This is a genomic window from Paraburkholderia monticola, from assembly GCF_001580545.1.
Classification (GTDB): domain Bacteria; phylum Pseudomonadota; class Gammaproteobacteria; order Burkholderiales; family Burkholderiaceae; genus Paraburkholderia; species Paraburkholderia monticola.
Window position 1 is genome coordinate 35,559 of record NZ_LRBG01000037.1, and the last position, 23,875, is coordinate 59,433.

21 protein-coding genes are annotated in these 23,875 nt (G+C 64.0%); 6 read left to right on the plus strand and 15 right to left on the minus strand.

Translation table 11 applies throughout. The annotated features are described in order from the left end of the window. Positions 1-2: 2 nt before the first annotated feature. The 4 genes from CI15_RS24175 to CI15_RS24190 form a co-directional block, all read right to left on the minus strand. Entirely contained in the window at positions 3-1,550 is a 1,548-nt protein-coding gene (locus CI15_RS24175; RefSeq protein WP_062132271.1) for a UxaA family hydrolase, read from the minus strand. A 48-nt stretch (positions 1,551-1,598) separates the two neighbouring features. Then, a complete protein-coding gene (locus CI15_RS24180; protein WP_062132275.1) occupies positions 1,599-2,882 on the minus strand; it encodes an MFS transporter in 1,284 nt (427 codons plus the stop codon). 185 nt (positions 2,883-3,067) lie between these two features. Then, positions 3,068-4,201: a mannitol dehydrogenase family protein gene (locus CI15_RS24185; RefSeq protein ID WP_062134085.1), complete on the minus strand. Its 1,134-nt coding sequence runs from the start codon at positions 4,199-4,201 to the stop codon at positions 3,068-3,070. Positions 4,202-4,239: 38 nt separating this feature from the next. Beyond that, positions 4,240-5,262 (minus strand): zinc-binding alcohol dehydrogenase family protein, encoded by a 1,023-nt coding sequence (locus CI15_RS24190; RefSeq protein ID WP_062132278.1) that lies wholly within the window; start codon positions 5,260-5,262, stop codon positions 4,240-4,242. A gap of 247 nt (positions 5,263-5,509) precedes the next feature. Between CI15_RS24190 and CI15_RS24195 the strand changes: the two genes are divergently transcribed. Then, on the plus strand, positions 5,510-6,223 hold the full coding sequence (locus CI15_RS24195) for a FadR/GntR family transcriptional regulator (protein WP_062132281.1): 714 nt from the start codon (positions 5,510-5,512) through the stop codon (positions 6,221-6,223). A gap of 71 nt (positions 6,224-6,294) precedes the next feature. Here the strand turns inward: CI15_RS24195 and CI15_RS24200 are convergent, their stop codons facing one another. Further along, positions 6,295-7,239, minus strand: coding sequence for a LysR family transcriptional regulator (locus CI15_RS24200; protein WP_062132284.1), 945 nt, complete (start codon positions 7,237-7,239; stop codon positions 6,295-6,297). Positions 7,240-7,339: 100 nt separating this feature from the next. Between CI15_RS24200 and CI15_RS24205 the strand changes: the two genes are divergently transcribed. Both CI15_RS24205 and CI15_RS24210 read left to right on the plus strand, forming a co-directional pair. Then, the gene (locus CI15_RS24205; protein ID WP_062132287.1) at positions 7,340-8,761 is read left to right on the plus strand and encodes an aldehyde dehydrogenase family protein; all 1,422 of its coding nucleotides are present in this window, start codon (positions 7,340-7,342) and stop codon (positions 8,759-8,761) included. Between the two features lie 145 nt (positions 8,762-8,906). Next, a complete protein-coding gene (locus CI15_RS24210) occupies positions 8,907-9,569 on the plus strand; it encodes a dihydrofolate reductase family protein (protein WP_062132290.1) in 663 nt (220 codons plus the stop codon). 79 nt (positions 9,570-9,648) lie between these two features. Here the strand turns inward: CI15_RS24210 and CI15_RS24215 are convergent, their stop codons facing one another. From CI15_RS24215 to CI15_RS24255, 9 genes are all read right to left on the minus strand, one after another. Then, positions 9,649-10,626, minus strand: coding sequence for a glycosylasparaginase (locus CI15_RS24215; RefSeq protein WP_062132293.1), 978 nt, complete (start codon positions 10,624-10,626; stop codon positions 9,649-9,651). 41 nt (positions 10,627-10,667) lie between these two features. Beyond that, complete coding sequence (locus tag CI15_RS24220; protein ID WP_063910569.1) at positions 10,668-11,732, minus strand: ABC transporter substrate-binding protein; 1,065 nt, start codon at positions 11,730-11,732, stop codon at positions 10,668-10,670. Between the two features lie 127 nt (positions 11,733-11,859). Beyond that, a complete protein-coding gene (locus tag CI15_RS24225; protein WP_062132296.1) occupies positions 11,860-12,780 on the minus strand; it encodes a LysR substrate-binding domain-containing protein in 921 nt (306 codons plus the stop codon). A gap of 101 nt (positions 12,781-12,881) precedes the next feature. After that, complete coding sequence (locus tag CI15_RS24230) at positions 12,882-14,129, minus strand: metal-dependent hydrolase family protein (RefSeq protein ID WP_062132298.1); 1,248 nt, start codon at positions 14,127-14,129, stop codon at positions 12,882-12,884. Positions 14,130-14,195: 66 nt separating this feature from the next. Then, a complete protein-coding gene (locus CI15_RS24235) occupies positions 14,196-15,386 on the minus strand; it encodes a M24 family metallopeptidase (protein ID WP_062132302.1) in 1,191 nt (396 codons plus the stop codon). Positions 15,387-15,459: 73 nt separating this feature from the next. Continuing rightward, positions 15,460-16,347, minus strand: a complete 888-nt coding sequence (locus CI15_RS24240; protein ID WP_062132305.1) for an ABC transporter permease — start codon at positions 16,345-16,347, stop codon at positions 15,460-15,462. A gap of 3 nt (positions 16,348-16,350) precedes the next feature. Beyond that, complete coding sequence (locus CI15_RS24245; protein WP_062132308.1) at positions 16,351-17,412, minus strand: extracellular solute-binding protein; 1,062 nt, start codon at positions 17,410-17,412, stop codon at positions 16,351-16,353. Positions 17,413-17,423: 11 nt separating this feature from the next. Further along, positions 17,424-18,476, minus strand: coding sequence for an ABC transporter ATP-binding protein (locus CI15_RS24250; RefSeq protein ID WP_062132311.1), 1,053 nt, complete (start codon positions 18,474-18,476; stop codon positions 17,424-17,426). Positions 18,477-18,478: 2 nt separating this feature from the next. Beyond that, complete coding sequence (locus CI15_RS24255) at positions 18,479-19,342, minus strand: ABC transporter permease (protein WP_062132314.1); 864 nt, start codon at positions 19,340-19,342, stop codon at positions 18,479-18,481. Positions 19,343-19,913: 571 nt separating this feature from the next. On the opposite strand from CI15_RS24255, the gene CI15_RS24260 reads away from it, so the two are divergent. Next, on the plus strand, positions 19,914-22,022 hold the full coding sequence (locus tag CI15_RS24260; protein ID WP_153041204.1) for a glycosyl hydrolase family 28 protein: 2,109 nt from the start codon (positions 19,914-19,916) through the stop codon (positions 22,020-22,022). A 78-nt stretch (positions 22,023-22,100) separates the two neighbouring features. Here CI15_RS24260 and CI15_RS24265 read toward each other — a convergent pair whose 3' ends face one another. After that, a complete protein-coding gene (locus tag CI15_RS24265) occupies positions 22,101-22,610 on the minus strand; it encodes a hypothetical protein (RefSeq protein WP_062132320.1) in 510 nt (169 codons plus the stop codon). Positions 22,611-22,766: 156 nt separating this feature from the next. On the opposite strand from CI15_RS24265, the gene CI15_RS24270 reads away from it, so the two are divergent. Both CI15_RS24270 and CI15_RS24275 read left to right on the plus strand, forming a co-directional pair. Beyond that, the gene (locus CI15_RS24270; RefSeq protein WP_062132323.1) at positions 22,767-23,090 is read left to right on the plus strand and encodes an ArsR/SmtB family transcription factor; all 324 of its coding nucleotides are present in this window, start codon (positions 22,767-22,769) and stop codon (positions 23,088-23,090) included. A 298-nt stretch (positions 23,091-23,388) separates the two neighbouring features. Beyond that, on the plus strand, positions 23,389-23,865 hold the full coding sequence (locus tag CI15_RS24275; RefSeq protein WP_062132326.1) for an ArsI/CadI family heavy metal resistance metalloenzyme: 477 nt from the start codon (positions 23,389-23,391) through the stop codon (positions 23,863-23,865). Positions 23,866-23,875 lie beyond the last annotated feature (10 nt).

Here is a 23,875-nt window from a genome sequence, read left to right on the forward strand (position 1 = left end):
GCTCAGGTCACCACGCCGACCTGCCACGGCACGAATTCACTCTGTCCATAGCCGTGCAGCTCGCTCTTCGTGCGCGTGCCGGACGCACAGTCGAGCATCATGCGGAAGATCGCTTCGCCGAGTGCATCGATGCTCGCGCTGCCGTCGATCACGCCACCGCAATTGATATCGATGTCGTCCTCCTGGCGCTGCCACAGCGTGGTGTTGGTCGCCAGCTTCAGCGACGGCGACGGCGCGCAGCCATAAGCGGAACCGCGCCCGGTCGTGAAGCAGATCAGATTCGCACCCGAGGCGACCTGCCCCGTCGCCGACACCGGGTCGTAGCCTGGCGAATCCATGAAGACGAAGCCCTTCGCGGTGACCGGCTGCGCGTATTCGTAGACGTCGACCAGATTCGTCGTGCCGCCCTTCGCCACCGCGCCGAGCGATTTTTCGAGGATCGTCGTCAGCCCGCCCACCTTGTTGCCCGCCGATGGGTTGTTGTCCATCGCGCCGCCGTTGCGCGCGCAATAGTCCTGCCACCACGCGATACGCGCGAGCAGCTTGTCGCCGACCGCCGCGCTCACCGCGCGGCGCGTCAGCAGATGCTCCGCGCCGTAGATCTCCGGCGTCTCGGAGAGGATCGCGGTGCCGCCATGCCGCACCAGCCGATCGACCGCCGCGCCGAGCGCGGGATTCGCGGAGATGCCCGAATAGCCGTCCGAGCCGCCGCACTGCAAGCCGACGCATAGATGCGAGGCCGGCACCGGCACACGCTGCACGCGGTTCGCGTCGGCGAGCATCTCGCGCACCGTCGCGATACCGTGCTCGATCGTCTTGCGCGTGCCGCCGCTGTCCTGGATCGTGAAGCTGCGCAGCTTCATCGAACTGGCGTCGAGGCCGCCCGCCGCGAGCACACCGTCGATCTGGTTCGTCTCGCAGCCGAGCCCGACGAACAGCACCGACGCGAAGTTCGGATGCACCGCGTAACCGGCGAGCGTGCGACGCAGGATCGCGATCCCCTCGCCCTGCATGTCGATGCCGCAGCCGAGCCCGTGCGTCAACGCGATCACGCCGTCGACGTTCGGATAGTCGGCGAGCGCATCGGGATGCACGTCACGGCGGAAATGATCGGCGATCGCACGCGCGACGGTCGCCGAGCAGTTCACGCTCGTCAGGATGCCGATGTAGTTGCGCGTCGCGATGCGTCCATCGCCGCGACGAATGCCCATGAAATGCGCGGGTTCGTCGACGTAGACGGTCGGCTGCGCATCGACGCCGAACGCGTGCTCGCGCGCGAACTCGGACATGCCGAGATTGTGGGTGTGAACATGCTGCCCGCGCGCGATCGCCTCGCGCGCGACGCCGATGATCTGGTTGTAGCGCTTGACCGGCTCGCCTTGCGCGATGTCGCGCGTCGCGATCTTGTGCCCCGGTGGAATCAACCCGGCGACGACCAGTTGTTCCGCCTCGATGCGCGTGCCGGGCAACAACTGCCGGGTCGCGATGATGACGTCGTCGGCGGGATGCAGGCGGATGATCGCGGACGCGACGCTAGCTTGAGTCGACATGAAAAGCCTCGAAAGCAGAGTTATGCAAATGCGTTGCAACAGAATACGTCAGATCGTGGAGCGCGCGCCCTTCGGCAAATCGCGGCTGTCCGACTCCAGCGACAGCGGCTCGATGCGCCCCACGATGACGAGATAGCCGAACGCACCAAGAAAGCAGAAGCCGCCCGCCACGACGAGCGGAATCGTGAACGAGCCCTTGGTCATGGCGACCATCAGGCCGGTGAACGTCGTGATCACGATGCCCGCCAGATTCGACGCGAAGTTCTGGATGCCGCCGATCGACGCGACGTGGCGCGGCGTCGGCGCGACGTCGCAGGGCAGCGACCAGATGCTCGCCGCGGCGAACGCGAGGCTGCCGTAGGCGATACCGAAGAACGCGAGCATCAGATAGGTGTTCTCCGTGAACGCCGACAACGTGATCACCGACGACAGCAACATGCCACCGACCATGCAGGTCTTGCGCGCGGCCGTCAGACTCCAGCCGCGGCGGAACAGCGCGTCGGACACATAGCCGCCGAGCCAGCCGCCCGGAATCGCGATCAGCGCCGGAATCATGCCGAGCGTGCCGAGCGATTTCAGCGAGAAGCCGCGCGTTTGCACGAGATAGCTCGGAAACCACGTGATGAAGAAATAGATCACGAAGTTCAGGCAGAAGAAGCCGAGCATCATGCCCCACAGCGTGCGGTGACGAAACAGCGACGCCCACGTCACGTTCTCACCGCCTCGTGCTTGAGCCGCCGACGCGGCCTCGTGTGCGGTCTCCATCGCGTCTTGCGTGGGGTTGCGATAAATCACGAACCAGCCGACGATCCACACCGCGCCGAGCAAACCGGTGAGGACAAACGCCGCCTTCCAGCCGAGCGTGCCGATGATCAGCGCAACAACGGGAATCGACAGCGCGGAGCCGACCCGCGAGCCGCTATCGAAGATACTCGTCGCGATCGCGCGCTCCTTGGGCTGGAACCATTGGCTGACGAGCTTCGTGCAGGACGGGTAAGCGCCCGCCTCGCCGACGCCCAGCAACAGCCGGCAGCCGAACATCCCGGCGACGCTGGTCGTGACCGCGGTGGCCGCGGTAAACACCGACCACCAGCCGACCGCGAGCGGCAACGCGATGCGCGCGCCGACCCGATCGACGAACCAGCCGAACGGCATCTGCATCAACGCGTAGGTCCAGAAAAAGCCGCTCAGGATGAAGCCCATCTCGGCGGGGCCGATGCCGAGCGCCTTTTCGATTTGCGGCGCGGCGACCGCAAGATTCGCACGATCGATATAGTTCACGGCGATCGCGAGAAAGCACAGAAAAATCACTACCCAACGCATCTTCTTCATAAAGCCGTCTCCTGGGCTGGCATCTATCTGAACGAACCAGGTGGCCTCACGGCCACCGGTGGGCTGCCGATCTACTGTCGGTCTATTGCCTGTCTACTGCGGATTTACTGCGGATTCACTGCGGATTCACTGCGGATTCACTGCGGATTCACTGCGGATTCACTGCGGACTTGAGATCCGCGCCGCTAGCCACTGTGCGCGCACGCGGCAAGCGCCCCTTTCAGAAGCGCTTGCTCGACACGCACGCCAAGTTCGCGCGCGAGTTCGATCACCGGCTTGAAACGCCGCTCTTTCTTTTGTTCGTGATTGCGCGCGATGTCGGCGAGCCGATGATCGAGAAACGGGTTGTCGAAGCGTTCGCGCACATCGTCGAGATAGGCGCGCGCTTCGCTGCCCTGACCGAGCGCATCGAACACGGGCAGCACCTCGTCGCGCCACAGCGATTCGAGATCGGCGCGCAGCAGCGGGTCGCGCATCGCGTGCAGCACGTTCTCATCGGGCTCGCGGGCGTCGGCCTGCCAGCGCTCGGCCAGCCACGTATGCCCGAGATTGAGCAACAGCAACTTCAGGCGCTCGTAGTGCAACAGGTTGTCGGTGACGATCATCGCTTCGTGCTCGCACGGCAGCACCATGCCGGCGTGCCGCTCGATCGCCCACAACGCATACGGTTCGGCAATCGCGCCGACCGGCCGGATCGGCTCGGACACGATGCGGTCCACCAGCGAATTGACCCAGATGCACGTGTGCTCGATATAGCGCACGAACTCGGACCCGGCGCCCCAGCCGCGCGCGATCTCGACGACGAGGCGACGCAAGGTGTCGCCATTGCCCGACACGAGTTCACAGGGCAGCAGCGTCAGCGGCGCGGCGCCGGCCTGGAAGCGCGCCTGCAGCAGCACCACGAGCTTCGCCGCGAAGCCACGCGGCACGCGTGAGTCGTCGTGCAATAACTCGGCGGTGTCGTCGGGGAAACACTCGTAGCCTCGGTCGCCGGTGTTCGAGATCACGACACGCGCGTCGCGCGCGAAGCGCTCGACCACCATCGGCCAGTCGGTATTCGCGTTCAAAGCCTCGGTGATCGCGTGACATCGCGTGGTCGTATCGATGACCGCTTCGCGGCGCACGCCGCGAATCCGCACGTCGTACTGCCGGTGCGCGCGCAATGCTTCGATGCGCGCGAGGCTCTCCGGATTGGCCGTCGTCTGCACGACGGTGACGTGGCCCAGCGCGCGGCCCGCGTCGAGCGCCTCCGACACGAACAGATCCGCGTGCGCCTGCAGAAAGCGACTCGTGCCGAATTGAAGAATCGGGTTACCCATCGTCCGCATCGTCTGCATCGTCTGTTCTCCCCGCTCGCTCAACACGCGACCAGCGCCTTGATGACGCCGGCATCCGGTTTCAGCAGCTTGGGGAATTCGTCCGGCAGATTGCCGAGTTCGACCACGTGGGTATTGAGCGCAGCCGTTGGAATCTGGCCCGCGCGCATCGCGGCGAGCACCGTTTCGAAGTCGGCGACGGTCGCATTGCGGCTCGCGAGCAAGGTCGTTTCGCGCTTGTGAAACTCGGGATCGGCAAACGAAATGCGCTCGCTGACGATCGACACCAGCACGTACTTGCCGCCATGCGCGACGAACTGCAGCCCGCGCTCCATCGCCTTCACGTTGCCGGTCGCGTCGAACACCACGTCGAAGAATTCGTTGTCGGTCAGGGCGGCGAGTTCGGCGGCATCGGTCGCTGCGTCGGTGGTGTCGAGGAGCACCGTGTGATCCGCCTGCAAGGCGCCGGCGCACACCGACAGACGATCCGCGCGCCCATCGAGCACGCTGACCTCAGCGCCGCGCAGCTTCGCGAAAATCGTCGCGGCCATACCGATCGGACCGGCTCCAACCACTAGCACACGCTGCGCGGCCCGCACGTCGGCACGCGCGACCGCGTGCGCGCCGATCGCAAGAAACTCGAGCATGGCGGCTTCGTCGAGCGTCACGCCGTCAGCCTTGAAGACGAACGCCTGCGGCACTGCGAGGTACTCGGTCATGCCGCCGTCGGTGTGGACGCCGAGCACGCGAATGTTCACGCAGCAGTTGCCCTTGCCCGCGCGGCAAGCCACGCAACGCCCGCACGACAGATACGGCATCACGTAGACCTGATCGCCCGCCTTGACGCGCGCGCCGGCCGGCGCGGCTTCGACGATGCCGGCAAGCTCGTGCCCCATGACACGCGGATACGACAGATACGGCTGATTGCCGGTGAAGATATGGAAGTCGGTGCCGCAGATGCCGACGCGCCGGATGCGGATCAGCACGTCGTCCGGGCCGGGGTTCGGCATCGCGCGTTCGGCGAGCGCTAGCTGGCCGGGTTGTTCGCAAATGACTGTCTTCATCGTCGTGGAGGAATGGATGGAGTATCGGGGTGCGCTGCGCGCCGGAGGACCGCTCGTCTGGCGTCCATCTGGCCTTACCAATTTGCAAAAGTAACGGCACATGCGATACTGGTCAAGCCAATTTACACGGACTTGGGGAAACCCCGAACACCACCTGAGCGCCACGGTTTGCGCGCCGGGCGCTTCGATCTACAATCGGCGCTCGCCATATCGGGCTTGCTCTTGCTCCATCGCCAGGAAACGTTTCGTGACCGCCAAACCTGCCGACACTCGCCGTCTCTATCTTCAGATCGCGGAAAAGCTGCGCGATCTGATCGCTCAGCCGGAGTTCGCGCCGAACGGCCGCCTGCCGCCCGAGCGCGCGCTCGCGGAAACGCTCGGCGTGTCGCGGCCATCGGTGCGCGAAGCGCTGGTTGCGCTCGAACTGGAAGGGCTCGTCGAGATTCGGATGGGCTCGGGCGTCTATCTGTGCGCGACGCCATCCGCGCAGACGGATGCGTCGATGTCGCAGGCCGAACTCGGCGACAGCCTGCTCGACATCCTCGGCGCGCGCTGCCTGATCGAAGGCTCGATCATCGCGAGCGTCGCGCCGTTCTGCAAAGCGAAAGACCTGAAGATGCTGCGCGCCATCTACAACGAGATGCAACGCGAAGTGCAAGCCGGCAGAATTCCGGTCGCGTCCGACCGCGCGTTCCATCTCGCGATCGCACAAATGTCCGGCAACGAGGTGCTCGTGCGCACCGTCAGCTCGTTATTCGATGCACGGCATAGTCCGCTATCGGAGAAGCTGCGCGGCCACTTCGAAAACGAAACGACGTGGGGCGCCGTGCCCGACGAACATCTCGTGATTCTCGAAGCGCTGGAGGCGCATGATCCGATTCAGGCGCAGGCGGCGATGCAGCGTCATTTGAAGCTGTCGTTGGAGCGGGTGATTGTGGGCGGTGGGCAGCGGACGACTTAGCAGCGATGGCGGAATAGGATTACCCAGATACGAAAACTACATTCAACAAGCGTTTTCACGATGTCGCCACACTAGCGCCGTGCACCTTTCCTTTTCGGGGGCGCTCGCTCAGTGCGCGCCCCTCGCTCATCGGCGCATTCGCGGATCATCTCGATCAGTGCGCGTAGTCCCGCCGGCACATGGCGGCGGCCCGGATAGTACAGACAGAGGCCGTCGAGCGGCGGCGTCCAGTCTTCCAGCACGCGAACCAGCGTGCCCGCCTCCAGATCCGCAGCGACGTTCCACTCGGTCAGATACGTGAGACCGAGACCGGCGCGCGCCGCCGCCAGCATCAGGTCCGACTCGTCGAGCGTCAGCGCACCCTTGGCGTCGATACGCACCGCTTTGCCACGTCGTTCGAACTCCCACTGATAGATCGCGCCGCTCGGCATTCGCGTGCGGATGCAGCGGTGCGCATTCAGATCCGCGGGCGTAACGGGCGGCTTGTGCCGCGCGAAGTACGCCGGACTGCCGACCACGGCGAAGCGCTGCCTGTCACCGAACGGCACGGCGATCATGTCCTGCGGCACGGTGTCGGCGAGACGGATGCCCGCATCGAATCCTTCGACGACGATATCGATCAGCCGCCCTTCGGTGACGAGGTCGAGCTTCATGTCGGGATACCGCTGCAGGAACGCGACGAAGAGCGGCATCGCCTGCTTCGCCGCGCCCGCCGACGCATTGATGCGCAACGTGCCCGACACCGTGTCGCGAAAGCTTCCGACCTGCTCGATCGCGACGCGGATCGTCGACAACGCCGGCGCTATCGTGTCGACGAATTGCGCGCCGGCTTCGGTCAACGATACGCTGCGCGTCGTGCGATTGAATAGCCGCACACCGATGCGTGCCTCGAGGGCCGCCACCGCGTGACTGAGAGCGGAGGTCGAAACGCCGATGTGGGTCGCCGCCGCGCGAAAGCTGCGATGACGCGCAACGGCCAGCACCGCTTCCAGTTCACTCAGACCCGTGGCTTTCATTGTCCTAAATCGTTCAACATGATATGCCGGATTGTACGGCTAGTCAGCGCAATCACACCGGTCTATCGTGTGTCACTCACAAAGCGATTCGGGAGCATTAATGCAGATCATCGACAAGGTTTATATCGACGGCACGTTCGTCACGCCGCACGGCGACGAACTGTTCGAGCTCTTCAATCCCGCAACCGAACAGGTGATCGGCCGCGTGCGCCTCGCCGATGCGCAGGACGCGAGCAACGCGATTTCGGCAGCGAAGCGCGCGTTTCCCGCGTTTTCGCGCACGGACAAGCGCGAGCGCATCGACATGCTGAAACGGATGCATGAAGCCGTCGCTGCGAAAGAAGACGAGCTTTTCGAGGCGATCATCGAAGAATATGGCGCGCCGGTCTCGCGTGGGCGGTGGATGGCTCGGCATGCAAGCAGTGTGCTGCTCGAAGCGGCGAAGGTGCTGCAGGACTATGCGTTTACGCGCCGGGCGGGCACCGCTGAAGTCGTGATGCAACCGCTCGGCGTCGCGGGCCTGATCACGCCGTGGAACAGCAACGCGGGCTTTATCTGCGGCAAGCTGGCCGCTGCGTTGGCCGCGGGCTGCACGGCCGTCGTCAAACCGAGCGAAATGAGTGCGATCCAGACTCGCATCGTGACCGAAGCGTTGCACGCAGCGTGCTTGCCGGCGGGCGTATTCAACATCGTGACGGGACGAGGTGAAACGGTCGGCGCGCAGATCAGCTCGCACCCGGATGTCGCGAAACTGTCGTTCACGGGGTCGACACCAGTCGGCAAGTCGATTCTGCGGGCCGGCGCCGATACGCTGAAACGCGTCACACTCGAACTCGGCGGCAAATCGCCGGTGATCGTGCTCGACGATGCGAACTTCGATCAGATCGTGCCGCTTGCGATTCAGGCCGGCTTCATGAACAGCGGCCAGGCATGCATCGCGGGCACGCGCATTCTCGTGCCCAGTCGAAGGCTCGCCGAGTTCGAGGCGCGTGTGCGGGAAGAAGTCGCGCGCACCCAGGCAGGGGACCCGCGCGATCCTCAAACGAGCGTCGGCCCGATGGTCAGCAGGAAACAGTGGGAGCGCGTGCAGCGCTATATCCGCATTGGCATCGACGAAGGCGCGCGTTTGATCGCGGGCGGCGAAGGCCGACCGGATGGCATCGACGCGGGATGGTTTGTGCGCCCCACCGTCTTTAGCGACGTGACGAACGACATGACGATTGCGCGCGAAGAGATCTTCGGCCCGGTGCTGTCGATCATCACGTACCGCGACACCGACGATGCCATCGCCATCGCCAACGATACGAACTACGGCTTGCAGGCGTACGTGTTCTCAGCAGACGAGGAGCGTGCGCGCGCGGTCGCATCGCGAATCGAAGCGGGACGCGTGCTCGTCAACACGCTCGCGCACGAACCGGCCGCGCCATTCGGCGGCTTCAAGCAATCGGGCATCGGCCGCGAGTATGGCTCGTTTGGCCTGGAGGCGTTTCTCGAGCCCAAGGCCGTGCTTGCGACATCGTGATCGTGGCGACCGGGCGAGAGCCGCCTATGCGATCTTTCAGCTAGATGTTTGCGTTGCGGCACCTACCATTTGCTGGCAGAGTCCAAGACATGCAGCATTTGATCTGCCCAGAATCAATGTTCAGGCATCCAAGCGGAGACATAAGATGACACGAGTTCGCGTTTCGAGCTTCACCATCTCGCTCGACGGATACGGAGCAGGCCCCAATCAAGACATGAACAATCCGCTCGGCATTGGCGGGACGGAGCTGCATCAGTGGCTGCTTCCAACGCGCACGTTCCAGCGGACCCTGTTCGGCAAGGACAGCGGCACGAGCGGGATCGACGACGACTTCGCCGCTCGTGGCTTTGAGAATGCCGGGGCCTGGATTCTCGGCAGGAACATGTTCAGCCCCCTTCGTGGGCCGTGGCAGGACATGAACTGGCAAGGCTGGTGGGGAGACAATCCGCCGTATCACGTTCCGGTCTTCATCCTGACGCATCATGCACGCCCATCCATCGAGATGGAAGGCGGCACGACGTTCCATTTCGTCACGGGCGGCATTCGCGAAGCGCTTGACCGGGCACGCGAGGCGGCCGGCGGCATGGACGTGCGCATCGGCGGTGGGGCGAATACGATCCAGCAGTATCTTCGCGAGGGCCTTATCGATGAACTGCACATCGCGATCTCGCCCGTCCTGCTCGGCGGCGGAGAACGGCTGTTCGAAGGGGTCGACATGCGGGATCTTGGATACGAATGCGTCGAATTCGTAGCAGCGGAGAAAGCCACGCACGTCGTCCTGCGGCGCCAGGGGCGCGCGGGCGCCTGACAACCGGTTGCCCCGACCTCGCCGCGGGATACGGCTGATTCGCCGCGAGGTTCACCGGATTGGCCGACGTGCATCGCTCTCAAACGTCGGTATAGACCTGCATCGCAATCCGCTTGCTCTGCGGCGCGCCCTCCGAAATCTGCACCAACTCGCAGGCACGGCGCTCCGGCCGCGCCATGCCGGGCGTCCACACCCAGTAGTGATTGCCGGGCAACCCATTGACCGCCACCACGTGATGATTGCCTACGGCATCGATCGCATGAATCGTCACGCGGCTGATCAAGCCGCCTTTGAGCGCGCGCATATCGTCGACGGCTTCGCTGACCGCGCGCTCGACGCTCATTCCCATCTTCATGTACAGGACGACCGCGCGCGCGGTGCCCGCGCGAATCGTCATCTCGCCCGCGCCCGTGCATGCGCAGGCGCCGTAACGACTGTCGGCATAGGAGCCCGCGCCGATCACGGGACTGTCGCCAAGACGCCCCGGATATTTCCAGCCCCATCCCGACGTGCTCGTGCCGGCCACGACATTGCGCGCGCGGTCGAGTGCAAGAAAAACGGTCGTGTCCTTGCCGATCTCCGGATCGACCGCATCGTGGCAATAGCGCTCGAGCGGCACGTTGGGCCACGCCGCCTTATCGGCCGCGCTGACTTCGCTCTCGAACCAGCGCGCGTAGGCTTTGCGCGAATGTTCGGCCAGCAGCTCACAACGCTCGGCGCCCGTTTCGGTCGCGAAGCGCGCCGCACCCTCGCCGATCAGCAACTCATGCGGCAGCCGCTCCATCACCGCACGCGCGACGCTCACCGGATGCCTGAACCCCTTCAGGCCGCCTACCGCGCCGGTACGCAACGTCGAGCCATCCATCACGGACGCATCGAGTTCAACTTCGCCGAGCAGATTCGGCCAGCCACCACGTCCTACCGTGCGGACCTCTTCGTCATCTTCGACGAGCCGGATGCCCGCCTCGACCGCGTCGAGCCCGGCGCGGCCATCTCGCAGCAGCTCGGCAGTCATGCCGATGCCGGATTTACCTTCGTTGTTGGTCAGAATAATCATGTGCTCAACTTATACAGGCAGAAAAATGCGGACCGTTGGCGTTACAGCCCAGCGCGGAAATCCTTGTTCCAGAAGTCGAGCATTTCCGTCTTGTGCTTCATCAACATCGCGAAGTTGACGGGCACGATGCGCTCCAGCTCCTTGCCCGAGAATCCCACGGCCTGTTGGAGCGACGGCGGCAGGTTCGCATTCGTGATCGTCGGCGCGTAACCCATCGATTCGGCGAACGCACGCTGGGAGCGCGCATCGAGCATCGCGTTCAGATAGGGAAACGCGCAGGCGGACGATTTGCTGCCCGCGGTGACCGCGGCCTCGAACGTGGCCGGCAATGCGCCTTCCTTCGGGAACACGTAATCGACTGCGAGACCCGCTTTTTTCCACTGCAGCGTGCGCGCCTTCCACGTAACGGTCACGACGATCTCGCCGCTCTTGAGCGCCGACGCCAGCGCATCGACCGACGGATACACGCGCGGCGATGCTTCGCGCAGCGCACGCAAATACTTCTGCCCGAGCGCGAGATCGCTTGCCTGTCCGCCCGATGCGAGTGCCCCCGCGAGCGTCAGATAGTCATACTGATCATCGACCAGACCGATTTTTCCCTTGAATTGAGGGTCCAGTAGCGCGGCAAGACCATCGGGACGCGTGCGCACCTTGTCTGTATCGTAGACGAGCACGAGCGCGCTGAAGATATGCGGCACCGCGTAGCTGCGGCGGAATTGCGGAATCACGTTGGCAAGGTTCGGCAGCATTGCGTCGTCGAGCTTCGCGGTCGTGCCTTCGGAGTACATCTGGAACATGTCGTTATCGCGCAGCAGCGCGATATCCAGCGTGCTGCGCCGGCCGTGTGCTTCGGCGCGCATCGTCGTCTGCCGCGCGAGTGCGCTGCCGACGGCATAGGTGACGATATCGCCGGTGGGCGTCACGAGCGAGTCGATGTTCTGTTGCAGCAGACGCTGGTAGTCGCCGCCCCACGTGCCGACCACCACTTGACCGGCACACGCACCGGCCGCATTGGCCTTCAGCGCGAAGGACCCAAGCGCGGATGCCGCGACGAGTGTTCCCGTGGATCGAAGAAAACGGCGGCGTGGGTGGTTGATCTGATTCATGCACTCGCTCCAGGAGAATTGCGTTTTCGAAAAGAAGCCGCAAAAGACGACGTCAGGCCTCGGTGGCCCGATCTGTATTTCATTGGATGGATTGGGAACGCCGCTGCCACCGCGATGCGGCCATGCGTCAGCGCGTTTGCGTCAAACGCGCATTCACGGCCGCCAGCACTTCTTCGAGCGTCTCCTCCATCACCTTCGACAGTTCGTCGAGATGCGGGGCCGGCGCGGCGCCATGCGGCGTGATCTTCAGCGTATAAAAAGGCATGGAGTGCTCGAAGCGGCGCAGGATCAGATTCGAGTCGAGGAAATCGTATGCCGACACCGGATGCAGCAAGCCGATGCCGAGGCCTTCCTTGACCATCGTCGCGATGTTGACCGAATACGGCGCGGTCGCCACCACCTGCGATTGCAGTTGCCCGGTCGCGAACACCTGGTCCATACCCCAGCGCACGAGGTCGGGCAGATCGTACGAGACGATCGGCTGATCCTGCAGATCGGCCATTTTGATGACCTTGCGTTTGCCGAGCGGATGACCAGGCGGCAACGCGCAGATCGCATCGAGCTGCGAGAACGCGGTCGAATCGGTGCCGGTCACGTCGACGGTATTCGTGACGAGACCGAGCGCAAGTTGACGCGACACCACCTGATCGCGAATCAGATCCGACGCTCCGGTCGTCAAGGCAATCTGCACGGCCGGATGCCGGCGATGAAAATTCGCCACGACGCGCGCGAAGTAGCCGAGCCCGAACGAGACGACCGAGCCCACGCGAATCACGGCAGTCGATGGATTTCGCAAGCTCAGCGCGAACTCGCGGATGTTGTTCAGGCCGGCATAGCGCCGCTCGACTTCCTCGAACAGCGCCAACGCTTCGACGGTCGGTTCGAGCCGTCCGCGGCTGCGGTCGAACAGCGTCAGATTGATCGAGCGCTCCAGATCGGTAATCAGACGGCTGATGCCCGACTGCGAGGTGCCGATGACCTGCGCGGCGCGGGTCGTCGTGCGTGTGAGCATCAGCGCCCTGAATGCGTCGATGTGCCGAAAGTCCATCCGTTCTCTCCGGATTGCAGGGGGCGCCGGTGCCCCCTGCTGCTAACCCCGCTCGCATCGGAGCGCTCCGCGGGTAACGCGTGTTACGCGCGTTACCCGCGTTACGCCGGCAGATCAAAGGCATGGATTCTACCGCCCTTCATCACGACCGGAATGCGCTCGCCCTGCCCCAGCAGACAGTCGAGCGACGCCAGCGGATTGCCGTCGACGACCAGCATGTCGGCATGCGCGCCTGCCGTGATCTGCCCAAGCTGCCCGACCTGGCCGAGCACCTGCGCGCCGACCAGGGTCGCGCTGCGCAGAATCTCGAGCGGCGACAGCACTTCGCTGCGCAAGCGGAATTCGTCGCTTTGCAGGCGCTGCGATTCGCCCAGCAGATCGCTGCCGAAGCCCATCGGCACGCCGGCCGCGCGGAAGATTTCGAGCGAACGCAGGCCCGCCTGGCGAACGCTCTCGATCTTTGCGACGCTGTCGGCGGGCAGGCCGAGTGCTTCGCCTTCGCTCGCGAGCGCGTCGTAGGTGACGAGTGTCGGCACCGCGAACGCGCCGTGCTCGGCCATCACGCGCGCGGCCGCTTCGTCGACGAGATTGCCGTGCTCGATGGTCCGGACGCCGCAGCGCACCGCGCGCGTAATCGCCTCGGCCGTGTACGCATGCGCGAGCACGTAGGTGCCACGCGCCCGCGCCTCATGGACGATCGCCTTGATCTCGTCTTCCGAATAGCCCCATGCGCCGACCGGATCGGTGGGCGAAGCGACACCGCCCGAGGCCATGATCTTGATCTGGTCCGCGCCCATCTGCAGCTCTTCGCGCACCGCGCGGCGCACCGCATCGACGCCGTCGGCGACACGCGAGATGGCGCCGACCCGCGCGCAGCACGCGCATGGGCTATCGGTTCCGATATAGTCGCTGCGGCCACGCATGTCGCCGTGGCCGCCGGTCTGGCTGATCGCGCGGCCCGATACGAAGAGCCGCGGACCATCGGCCAACCCCTGTTCGAGGGCCTGTTTGAGCGCGAAGCCCGCGCCGCCCGCGTCGCGCACCGTCGTGAAGCCACGTCTGAGCATGCCCTGCAACAGCGGCAACGACTTCAGCGTGACCAGCACGTTCGGCAGATTGACCTGCGCCGCGAGATTGAGCTGCGTGGCATGCACATGCACGTGCAGATCAATCATGCCAGGCATCAGCGTTTTGCCGCGCACGTCGATTTCGCGCGCGGAGGTGCTGCGGATCGGCCGATCCGAGACCTCCTTGATGCGTCCGTTTTCCACCAGCACCGCGTGGTCTTCACGCAACTCGCCGGCGACCGGATCGAGCAGCGCGCAGTGCGAGAACAGAATCGACTCCATCATGTCTCCTCCCGGCTCAGGGCCCGGGTCATCTCCAACGTTCAAGGGTGCCGCGAACTGCGCGGCTCAATCGATGGTCGCATGCGCGAGCGTGCGCGGCGTCTTCGTCAGCAACTCGGGCGTCGCGCCGGTCACGACCGAGTCGTCGAGCCGGAAGCCGCCGAGGCCATACACATAGATGCCGGGTTCCGCGGAGTAGACCTCGTTGTCGAGCAGTGCGCGGTGATTGAAGGCCATGTCGTCCGGATACTCGTGACCGATGATGCCCATGCCGTGTCCCGTGCGATGCCGGATGTACTGCGCGCAGCCGGCCTGCTCGATCACCGCTTGCGCGGCTGCATCGATACCTGAGACCGGCTGGCCGGTGATCGCCGCCGCGACGGCCGCCTCGTTAGCCGCGCGCGCGACTCCATGAAAACGCGCCTGCTCTGCGCTCGGCTTGCCGCAGAACCATGTGCGCTCGTTCTCGATCACGAGACCGTTCAAACGCGGAATCACGATGTTCACTAGACCATCGCCCGCCTTGATCTGCGCGCCGCACGAGGCACCGTCGCCATGCGGCGAAGCCGATGCGGGCCCCGACAAGGTCCAGCAGCGCATCACTTCGAGGTTCTCGCCAGGAAAGCGGCGTGCGCCTTCGGTCACCATCAGCGCGGCCATCTGATAGTCGAGTTCCTGCACCAGACGCCCCGGGCGAATGTTCTCGCGATAGCGGTCCTGCACCCAATCGGCGAGGCTCGCGGCAGCCCGCATGATCGCGATCTCTTCCGCGTGCTTGACCCAGCGCAACGAGCGCAGCTCGGCGAGCATCGGCAGGAATTTCGCGTCGGGCAACAGCGATGCCGCGCGGCCGAGCGGACCGCCCGTCGCCTCGACGCCGATTCGCAATGCGCCAAGTCCTGCGGCACGCAACCGCGCGGCGATCAGCTCCGGGACTTCCGCCAGCAGCGGCTGCCGCTCAACCACACGGGGATGCTCGGAGTAGAACGAGATGTTGTCGAGCCACAGATGCCCGCGCTCGCGCGCCATCATCACGTGATGCGTCGACAGCTCGTTCATGACCGCAAACGGCTCGCCCGAGAGCGGCACGCACACCGCGATCGGCCGCTCCCAGGTCTGCACGTCGACATGGAAATTGGTCGCCCACTGGAAGAAGTCGGCGGACGTGAAGATCAGCGCGTCGACCCGCTGACGTTCCATCAGCGTCTGCATCAGGCGGAGGCGGTAAGCGCGAGTCTTTTCAGTGAGGATCGGCATCGGTTATTCCTTGAGGATCACGCAGGGAAGAAAGGCGCATCTCACAGGCCAGCCCGCGGCGCGCCCGGCGAGTTCAGGTCATCATCGTCTTCGCGTAGCGGCGCTGGATGATCCAGTGCGAGAACAGCGCAAGCGCAAAGGTGACGACCATCGATACGAGCGACAGCACGGCCCCGAAAGGCCAGTTATTCGCCTTGGCGATCTGGTCGTAGATCGCCGGCGTCATCATCGTGATGCCGGTGCCGCCGAGCAGAACGGGTGTGGCGTACGCATTCATGCACAGGATGAACACCAGCATCGTGCCGGCCGCGACGCCGGGCGCCGCGATCGGCAGCACGACGCGCGCGAGCGTCTGGCCGAAGCTCGCGCCGAGATTGCGCGCGGCTTCCTCGATCGAGAAATCGAGGCCTTCGAGCACGCTCTGCAACGTCAGGATCATGTACGGCAGCACCACCGCCGTGGTGCCCGCCACCACCGCGAACGGCGTATACAGCAAGCGCACCGGCTGATCGACCACGCCGAGCGCCATCAGCATCGCATTGATGAAGCCAGCATTGCCGAGCATGACCATCCATCCGGCCGCGCGCACGACGTTGCCGACCAGTAACGGAAACACCAGCAGCATCACCAGTTGGCTCTTGAAGCGGCTCTGTGTTTTAGCCAGCACATAGGCGACCGGAAAGCCGAGTACCAGCGACAGCACCGTGCACAGCGCCGCCACCTTGATCGTGGTCCACAGCACCGCGTGATAGTACGGATCGGTCAGAAACTGGACGTAGTTCTCGAGCGTGAACGCCGCCTGCATCATCTGGACCGAGTCGAAATGATTGAAGCTGTAGCGCACCAGTTGCACGCCCGGCAACACGATCACGAATAACACGACCAGTATGGCGGGCGCAGCGAGCAAGCCCCCAGTGAAGTCGCGGCGCCGCGGCGCGGCGTTCAGTGCGCTCGTCGTCATGGTTCAAAGCCCCGGCTTGAATTCCTTGTTCCAGAAGTCGAGCAGCGCCGGTTTTTCCGCGGTGAAGCGCGCGTAGTCGACTTTGACGAGGCGATCGAGCTCGGCATTCGTGAAGCCGACGCTCTGTTGCAGCGTCGGCGGCAAGGATGCATCGGTCACGGTCGGCGCATAGCCCATGGTTTCGGCAAAGCCCACCTGCGAGCGCGGATCGAGCATCGCGTTCAGATAGTTGAAGCCGCACGCACGCGAGGGTGCGTTCTTCGCCACGGCGGCCTCGAACGTGACCGGCACGCCGCCCTCCTTCGGGAACGCGTAGTCGACCGGCACACCGCCCTTCTTCCACTGCAGCGCGCGCGCTTTCCACATGCAGGTGAGCCAGATCTCGCCGCTCTTCAGTGCCGCCGCGACGGCTTCGTTCGACGGATACACCTTCGGCTGCTGCTTGCGCGCCTCGCGCAGAAACTGGATGCCCGCCGCCGTATCGCCATTGTGTTGACCCGCCGCAAGCGAAGCCTGCAGCACGTTGAAGTTGTACAGAATGTCGGAAAAGCCCACCCGTCCCTTCAGTTTCGGATCGAGCGCGACCGCGAGCGAGTCGGGCTTCGCCTGGAACTTGTCCGGGTTGTAGACGATTACCATCGCGCTGAAGATGTGCGGAATCGAATACGGACGACGCAGCGCTTCGATCGTGCGCGCCGAGTTCGGGACCAGCTTCGTGTCGAGCGGTTCGAGCACGCCGGAACGGTTGACGTCGAACATGTCGATGTCGGCGAGACAGGCGACGTCGAGCGAGCCGTGACGCGACATTTTTTCGGCGCGCAGCTTCGTCATGCGGCCGATCTGATCCGCCGAGTCGTAGGTGACGCGACCGCCCTCGGCCGCGATGATCGGCTTGCCGATGTTCTGTTCGAGCAGGTTCAGATAATCCCCGCCCCACGTGCCGACGACGACGTTGGGACAAGCGTCGGCCGCCAGCGCCATGCGCGGATCGAAACCGAGCGACGGAGCGACGAGCAGACCGGAAGCAGCTTTCAGAAACGTGCGGCGCGTGATGGGATGGCTCATTTTATGATCCTTCAGGCGGAAAAAAGCAGGCAATCTTCGGTTCTGAAGCACGCGTGCAGCGTGTCGCCCTGCGACCAGCCGCCGGCACCCGCATGCGCCGTGTTCGGCACGAGCGCGACGAGGCTCTGGCCGCGCTCGCTCGTGAGGCGCAATTCAACCGTCGCGCCGAGATAGACCCGGTCGGCGAGCCTGACCGGAATCGACACTTCGCTGTGCTCGGGCGCCGCGGCGAGACGCAGGCGCTCCGGACGGATGCCGAGCGTGTTGGCATGGGAGGCGGCGCCGTTGATCGTGATCTTTTCGCCGTTCGCCGTGACGAACTGGCCGTTGTCGACGTGGCCCGCGAGGAAGTTCATGCGACCCAGGAAGCTCGCGACGAACGGGTTCGCGGGCCGCTCGTACAACTCGTCGGCGCTGCCGATCTGCTGCACGCGTCCATCGTGCATGACGGCAACGCGGTCCGCCATGGCGAGTGCTTCTTCCTGATCGTGGGTGACGAAGATCGTCGTGAGACCGAGACGTTGCTGGAGCGCGCGAATCTCTTCGCGAACCTCGACGCGCAGCTTCGCGTCGAGATTCGACAGCGGCTCGTCGAGCAGAAACACGTCGGGCCGAATCGCGAGCGCGCGCGCAATCGCGACACGCTGCTGCTGGCCGCCCGATAACTGCCGCGGATAGCGTTCGGCGAGCGACGTCAGCCGCACCATGTCGAGCGCCTCGCGAATGCGCGTGGCGCGCTCCGCTTTCGGCACGCGCCGCATTTCCAGGCCGAACGCGACGTTCTGCGCGACGGTCATGTGCGGAAACAACGCATAGCGTTGGAACACCATGCCCGTGTTGCGCTTGTCGGGCGCGAGCCGCGTGACCTCGGTATTGCCGATCCAGATTTCGCCGTCGCTCGGCTCGACGAAGCCCGCGACCATGCGCAGCGTCGTGGTCTTGCCGCAGCCGCTTGGGCCGAGGAACGCAACCAGCTCGCCCTCGGCGATATCGAACGAGACGTCGGCGACCGCGGTCGTCGCACCGTACTGCTTGCGCAGATTGCGCAGAGATACCTGAGCCATGATCAGATCACCTTGCCGAGCTTCACGAAACGATCGGTGATCAGCATCACGATGCCAAGCAGCACGATCTGCGCGGCCGATACCGCCGCGATGGTTGGGTCGAGATTGAATTCGAGGTACTGCATGATCGCGATCGGCAACGTCGTCTTGCCGGGGCCGACGAGCGGCAGGGTCATCTCGAGGTTTTCGAACGAGACGATGAAGCCGAACAGCGTGGACGCGACGATCGCCGGGCGCAGCATCGGCAACGTGACGCGCCACAGCGTGCGCCACGCATTGGCGCCGAGATTGCGCGCCGCTTCCTCGACGGTGGTATCGATCTGGCCGAGGCTCGCGGTGACGAGGCGGATCGTCCACGGAATCGTCAGGCAGATGTGCGCGAGCAGCAGGCCGCCGAACGTGCCGACGATGTCGGTGTCGAGTGCGTTTTCGGCGCGCAGATAGAACAGGTAAGTCGCAATGCCGGCGACGATGCCCGGCACGACCAGCGGAAGCAGCAGCGTGTTGCCGACGAGGCGCCGGCCCGGAAATCGGTAACGGGCGAGCGCAAGCGAGGCCGCGACACCGAGCACCACGCCGCCGATCGCCGCACCGGCGGCGAGCTTCAGCGACAGCACGAAGCCGTTCGCGAACGCGTCGTTACGCCATGCGTTGACGTACCACGACAGCGTGTAGCCAGACGGCGGGAACGTAATGATTGCGTCTTTGAAGAAGCTCAGCCAGATCACGAAGATCAGCGGGCTCAGCATGAACAGATAGATGAGCGCGACGCCTGCCCGCACGAGCCATTTCGCGGGGGACAGACGTGGGCGGGACAAAGCGTGCGCGGAAACGATGCTGCTGCGTTCGATCGGAACCTGCGTCACCGCGCTTTCTCCTTGGTCGGGATAACACGTTGGGGTTTCTACGCTGGGACGGCTGCGTTGGGCGTTCCCGGTGCGCGTCGCCCGCGCCTGCATTGAATGTAAATTTGCATAGCCTAGCGCACTGTGATTCACAGTAGCATGAACAAAAAAAAGGTGCAAAACGGGTTCCGGACAGGCCGAGGGTGGGGTTTTCCCCGTTAACCGTGAGGCATCGCAGTCAGGCTTACCCCGCTCGTCTTACAAATCACCCATGCCGTAAGCTGCCTGTAGCCAAGCGTGACAAGGGACATCACCTAGTTAAATGAGATTGACGGCCCCGAGTCGTCCGACAACAATATCTCTGGTGATCGAGCCAGCCGCTCCTGATCGATCTCTTCGCTGTAACTGCGCATCTTCCGTTCGCACCAGCTTCACCACGCGGCCCCCAGGCCGTCGGAGTTCAGTCGGAGTTCAATCACCTCCCAGCGAGGAAAATAGGAGAGCGAATCAAATGGAACCGCATGACGTAGACGATCGCCCGCCCACCGAAGCCCGCACCGACGCGCCCGCCTCCCTCGGCCGGCGCGCGTTCATGGCTTTTGCCGGCGTGTCCGCAGGCGCAACCCTTTTGGGGGCCAGCCGCGCGGCGCTAGCAACAGACTCGATGCTTCCAGTTCCTTTCGATCCTCGAGGTCGACCTCCGGCACATCCCGGCGGCGATCCGATCTGGGGCCCGGACGGACAGGCCACGGCCGTCCTGAGAAAGCTTGCTCATGTCAATCCCTCGATGTTCGCCCACGCCGGCGAATTTCACGTGACGAGCTACGGAGCGCGCGCACTCCCCGCCTCCGCCTTGATTGCGTCGACCGCATGGCCGGGCGGCACGATTCCATGGGTGAATGGTACGGAAGCGAGCAACTTTCCGGCCAACGACCGGCAAAGCCCAGGCTCGAACGTGATGGTGCCGTCCGACTACACGGGCACCCAGTACGATTCGTGCGCCGCGTTCAATGCCGCGATTGCCGACGCGAGTCGCTGCGGCGGCGGCCGCGTGGTGGTGCCGGCTGGCAACTGGTATTGCGGCGGCCCGATCGTGCTGCTGAGCCATGTGAACTTCCATTTGTCCTCGGGTTGCACGATCTATTTCAGCCCGAACCCGGCGGACTACGCGAAGAACGGCCCGTACCCGACGGCGAACGGCAATCTGTATCACACGCGCTGGCAGGCAAACGATTGCCTGAATTTCGGCTCGCCGGTCTATGCGTTCGGCCAGACCAACATCGCCTTGACCGCCGACGACAACACCTGCGTGCTGAACGGCCAGGCGATGACGCCGATCCAGTCGAGCAAACAGCCGCCGACTTCGTGCTGGTGGACCTTCAAGGGGAGCAGCAACACCTACGGTTGTGCGGGATCGTCGACGCCGTCACAGGCGTATGTGAATCCGAACAACGTTGCGCTGACGAGCCTCCCCGTCTCGCAGATCAGGAATCCGAAGGCAAACGTGTCGTTCACCAACCAGTACGGCGTGACGACGACACTGATGACCTTGCTCACTGGGACGGGCTGGAATCAGGATCAGAACTATCTGCCGGCGCTGTCCGAACTCGGCGTGCCGGTGGTGAACCGCGTGTTCGGCAACGGCCACTTTCTGCGTCCGTGCATGGTCGAGTTCATCGGCTGCACCGACGTGCTGTTGCAGAACTATCACACGCAGAACACGCCGTTCTGGCAGCACCACCCGACCGACTGCACGAATGTGGTGATCGACGGCGTGTTTGCCGACAGCGTGGGACCGAACAACGACGGCTTCGACCCCGACGCGTGCAACTACGTGCTGGTGCAGAACGTCCAGTTCAACACCGGTGACGACTGCATCGCGATGAAGTCCGGCAAGTATCTCGACACCGAGTACGGTCCGATGCAGAACATCGTCGTGCAGAACTGCACGATGCAAAGCGGCCACGGCGGCCTCACGATCGGCAGCGAAATGAGCGCGGGCGTGCAGAATGTCTACGCGCGCAATCTGACGATGCAGAACGAGAACTGGGCGAGCAATCCGCTGAACATCGCGCTGCGCTTCAAGTCCAATATGAACCGCGGGGGGTTCATCAACAACGTCTGGATCGACGGCGTGACGCTGGCCAACGGCGTGAATCTGGCGGGCAAGTACGGCGGCGGCTCGCTGAGTTCGCAGGGCTCACAGTACAAGATCACCGGTTCGGGCACGACCGGCCTCGCACCGAATCCCTCGACCGGTCAGGGCGGATTGATCACGTTCGACTGCGATTACAGCCCGTCCGGCGATTCAGTGCGCTGGAGTCCGTCGGTGATCAGCAACATCAACATCACGAACGTGAACGCGAGCAACGTGTCGGGCGCCGTGTCCTACTCGATGCCTTCGGGCTTCACCGCCGGGACGAACTCGTGCTTCCAGGCGCTCGTCATGCAGGGCCCCGAGGCGGTCGACTACAACGGATCGGTGCCGGTGCCGACCGTGAGTCCGATCAGCGGCGTCACGATCTCGAACTGCAACCTCGGCAACCCGGTGTGTACAGGCGCGTCTCCAACGACGCCCTCAACGTCTGCGCAGACCGCGCCGGGTCCGATCTTCGTGAGCAATGTGAGCGGTATTAAGCTGAGTAACGTGGTGATTGCGGGCACCACGTACAACACGTCGCTGACCGCTCCGGCGACCTGAGGCTGGCGCACGAGGGCGCGGGCAACCGCGTCCTTGTGCGCTTGAGCGCCCTCGTCTCGACTGGTTCTCAGGGGAAGCTCAGGGGAAGATCGGCGTCGTCGGCTCCCCGCCTTCGAGATCCGCCTTCGGAACATGTTGCGCGACCATCTGCTCGATTTCCTGTTCTCGCGATCCCGGGACGTCGGCCATGATCAGGAGCTGGCCGTCACGGATGGCGCCGCGAAAGCGCTCGAGTCGCGCATTCGGTTCGTCGACGCCGATCATCGCGGCCGTCCAGGCCCCGAAGCCGGCGCCCGCCAGCGTCAATGCGACGACGGCGCCCCCCGCAATCGCGAGCTCCGCGGGAGGAAACACGAGCGCCACGAGGCCGAGAAGCGCCCCGGTCGCACCGCCGAGCGCCACGCCGCGTTCGAGCGAGTGCACGACATCGCTGCTTTGCAGCAAGGATGCCTCGGGTAACTGTTCGAGTGCGACGCTGTGGTTCGCGAGAACATGGATATGTCGCCATGTGATCCGCGCCCGCAGCAAGTCGTCTACGATCGCCTTTGCCGTCGTCGTGTCAGGTGCGAGGAAATAAAGACGTCTCATCTCGACTCTCCGTCAATCAGGCAGTCCACCAACGGGACGATGCTGTTCATCGTACGCCTGCGGAGCCATTCACTACACCCATGAACTTGCGGATCGAGTCCCGCATAGCGCATTCCAAACCTTGCGTTCAAACATCATTTCGAATATATTGGAAATATGAAAGAGAACGATGTCATCCGCGCCCTGGGGGCGCTCGCTCACGAGCTTCGCCTGCGCGTGTTCCGAATGCTGGTCGTGGCCGGTCCCGCTGGCTTGACCCCCGGTGCCCTTGCTGAGCAGCTCGATGTTCCTAACGCGACGCTCTCCTTTCACCTGAAGGAGTTGATGCACGCGGGGCTGATCACGCAGAAGCGCGACGGGCGCAGCCTGATCTATCGAACCTCCTTCGAGCAGATGAACGCTCTTCTCGGTTTTCTGACCGAAAACTGCTGCCAGGGCCAGGCTTGCCTTGATCCTGGCGCTAGGGCCTGTTCACGCTAATAACGGGCTTGCGCTGGCCGCCAGAAGGGCCGAGCGCAAGGATTGCGACGAAGCGAATACTCAACGTATTCGCGAGGAGCATGACGCGGCGATCGGCCCTTCTGGCGGCCAGCCCCGCGAATGATTTCAAGTCAGGGGAACGTGCCTTTGCGCCCGCATTGCGGCGTCGCTCGTCGCTTGTTTGGCGAGGCCAAACGGCGCTCCTCGCTCCTTGCACTGCGAGCGCAAAGGCACGTTCGCAAGCCCGTTATTAGCGTGAACAGGCCCTAGCTCTTGCCAATGCTGACGGAGACTCTCCATGAAGCGGTTTCACCTTCACGTCCACGTCGATGACCTTGCGGCCAGCGTCGCGTTCTACACGAAGCTGTTCGCCGCGGACCCCACGCGTGTCGAAGCGGACTACGCGAAATGGATGCTGGATGATCCACGCGTGAATTTTGCGATTTCGACGCGCGGCAGCCGATCCGGTGTGGACCATCTGGGTTTCCAGGTGGACGACGCCAGCGAGCTTGCCGAGCTTTCGGAAAGGGCAAGGGCCGCGGACATGGCCCTGCTCGATCAGGGCGAAACCACGTGCTGCTATGCGCGCAGTGACAAACACTGGGTCGTCGATCCGCAGGGCATCGCCTGGGAGCATTTCCATACTCTCGATAGCGCTCCGGTCTACGGCGAGAGTCGCCATGAACCGTCATCGAAAGGGGCAACGTCCTGCTGCGCGCCGAGCGGAAAACCGCTTGGCATTCCCGTCAAACCTGCCGGTTCGGCTTGCTGCTGAGCAAACGTCA

Coding starts and splice junctions, on each gene's coding strand:
- CI15_RS24275 (WP_062132326.1), top strand. CDS start 23,389: ATGAAGCGGTTTCACCTTCACGTCCACGTCGATGACCTTGCGGCCAGC.
- CI15_RS24270 (WP_062132323.1), top strand. CDS start 22,767: ATGAAAGAGAACGATGTCATCCGCGCCCTGGGGGCGCTCGCTCACGAG.
- CI15_RS24240 (WP_062132305.1), bottom strand. CDS start 16,347: ATGACGACGAGCGCACTGAACGCCGCGCCGCGGCGCCGCGACTTCACT.
- CI15_RS24225 (WP_062132296.1), bottom strand. CDS start 12,780: ATGGACTTTCGGCACATCGACGCATTCAGGGCGCTGATGCTCACACGC.
- CI15_RS24250 (WP_062132311.1), bottom strand. CDS start 18,476: ATGGCTCAGGTATCTCTGCGCAATCTGCGCAAGCAGTACGGTGCGACG.
- CI15_RS24175 (WP_062132271.1), bottom strand. CDS start 1,550: ATGTCGACTCAAGCTAGCGTCGCGTCCGCGATCATCCGCCTGCATCCC.
- CI15_RS24210 (WP_062132290.1), top strand. CDS start 8,907: ATGACACGAGTTCGCGTTTCGAGCTTCACCATCTCGCTCGACGGATAC.
- CI15_RS24185 (WP_062134085.1), bottom strand. CDS start 4,201: ATGGGTAACCCGATTCTTCAATTCGGCACGAGTCGCTTTCTGCAGGCG.
- CI15_RS24235 (WP_062132302.1), bottom strand. CDS start 15,386: ATGCCGATCCTCACTGAAAAGACTCGCGCTTACCGCCTCCGCCTGATG.
- CI15_RS24265 (WP_062132320.1), bottom strand. CDS start 22,610: ATGAGACGTCTTTATTTCCTCGCACCTGACACGACGACGGCAAAGGCG.
- CI15_RS24190 (WP_062132278.1), bottom strand. CDS start 5,262: ATGAAGACAGTCATTTGCGAACAACCCGGCCAGCTAGCGCTCGCCGAA.
- CI15_RS24230 (WP_062132298.1), bottom strand. CDS start 14,129: ATGGAGTCGATTCTGTTCTCGCACTGCGCGCTGCTCGATCCGGTCGCC.
- CI15_RS24200 (WP_062132284.1), bottom strand. CDS start 7,239: ATGAAAGCCACGGGTCTGAGTGAACTGGAAGCGGTGCTGGCCGTTGCG.
- CI15_RS24260 (WP_153041204.1), top strand. CDS start 19,914: ATGGCTTTTGCCGGCGTGTCCGCAGGCGCAACCCTTTTGGGGGCCAGC.
- CI15_RS24180 (WP_062132275.1), bottom strand. CDS start 2,882: ATGAAGAAGATGCGTTGGGTAGTGATTTTTCTGTGCTTTCTCGCGATC.
- CI15_RS24245 (WP_062132308.1), bottom strand. CDS start 17,412: ATGAGCCATCCCATCACGCGCCGCACGTTTCTGAAAGCTGCTTCCGGT.
- CI15_RS24215 (WP_062132293.1), bottom strand. CDS start 10,626: ATGATTATTCTGACCAACAACGAAGGTAAATCCGGCATCGGCATGACT.
- CI15_RS24205 (WP_062132287.1), top strand. CDS start 7,340: ATGCAGATCATCGACAAGGTTTATATCGACGGCACGTTCGTCACGCCG.
- CI15_RS24220 (WP_063910569.1), bottom strand. CDS start 11,732: ATGAATCAGATCAACCACCCACGCCGCCGTTTTCTTCGATCCACGGGA.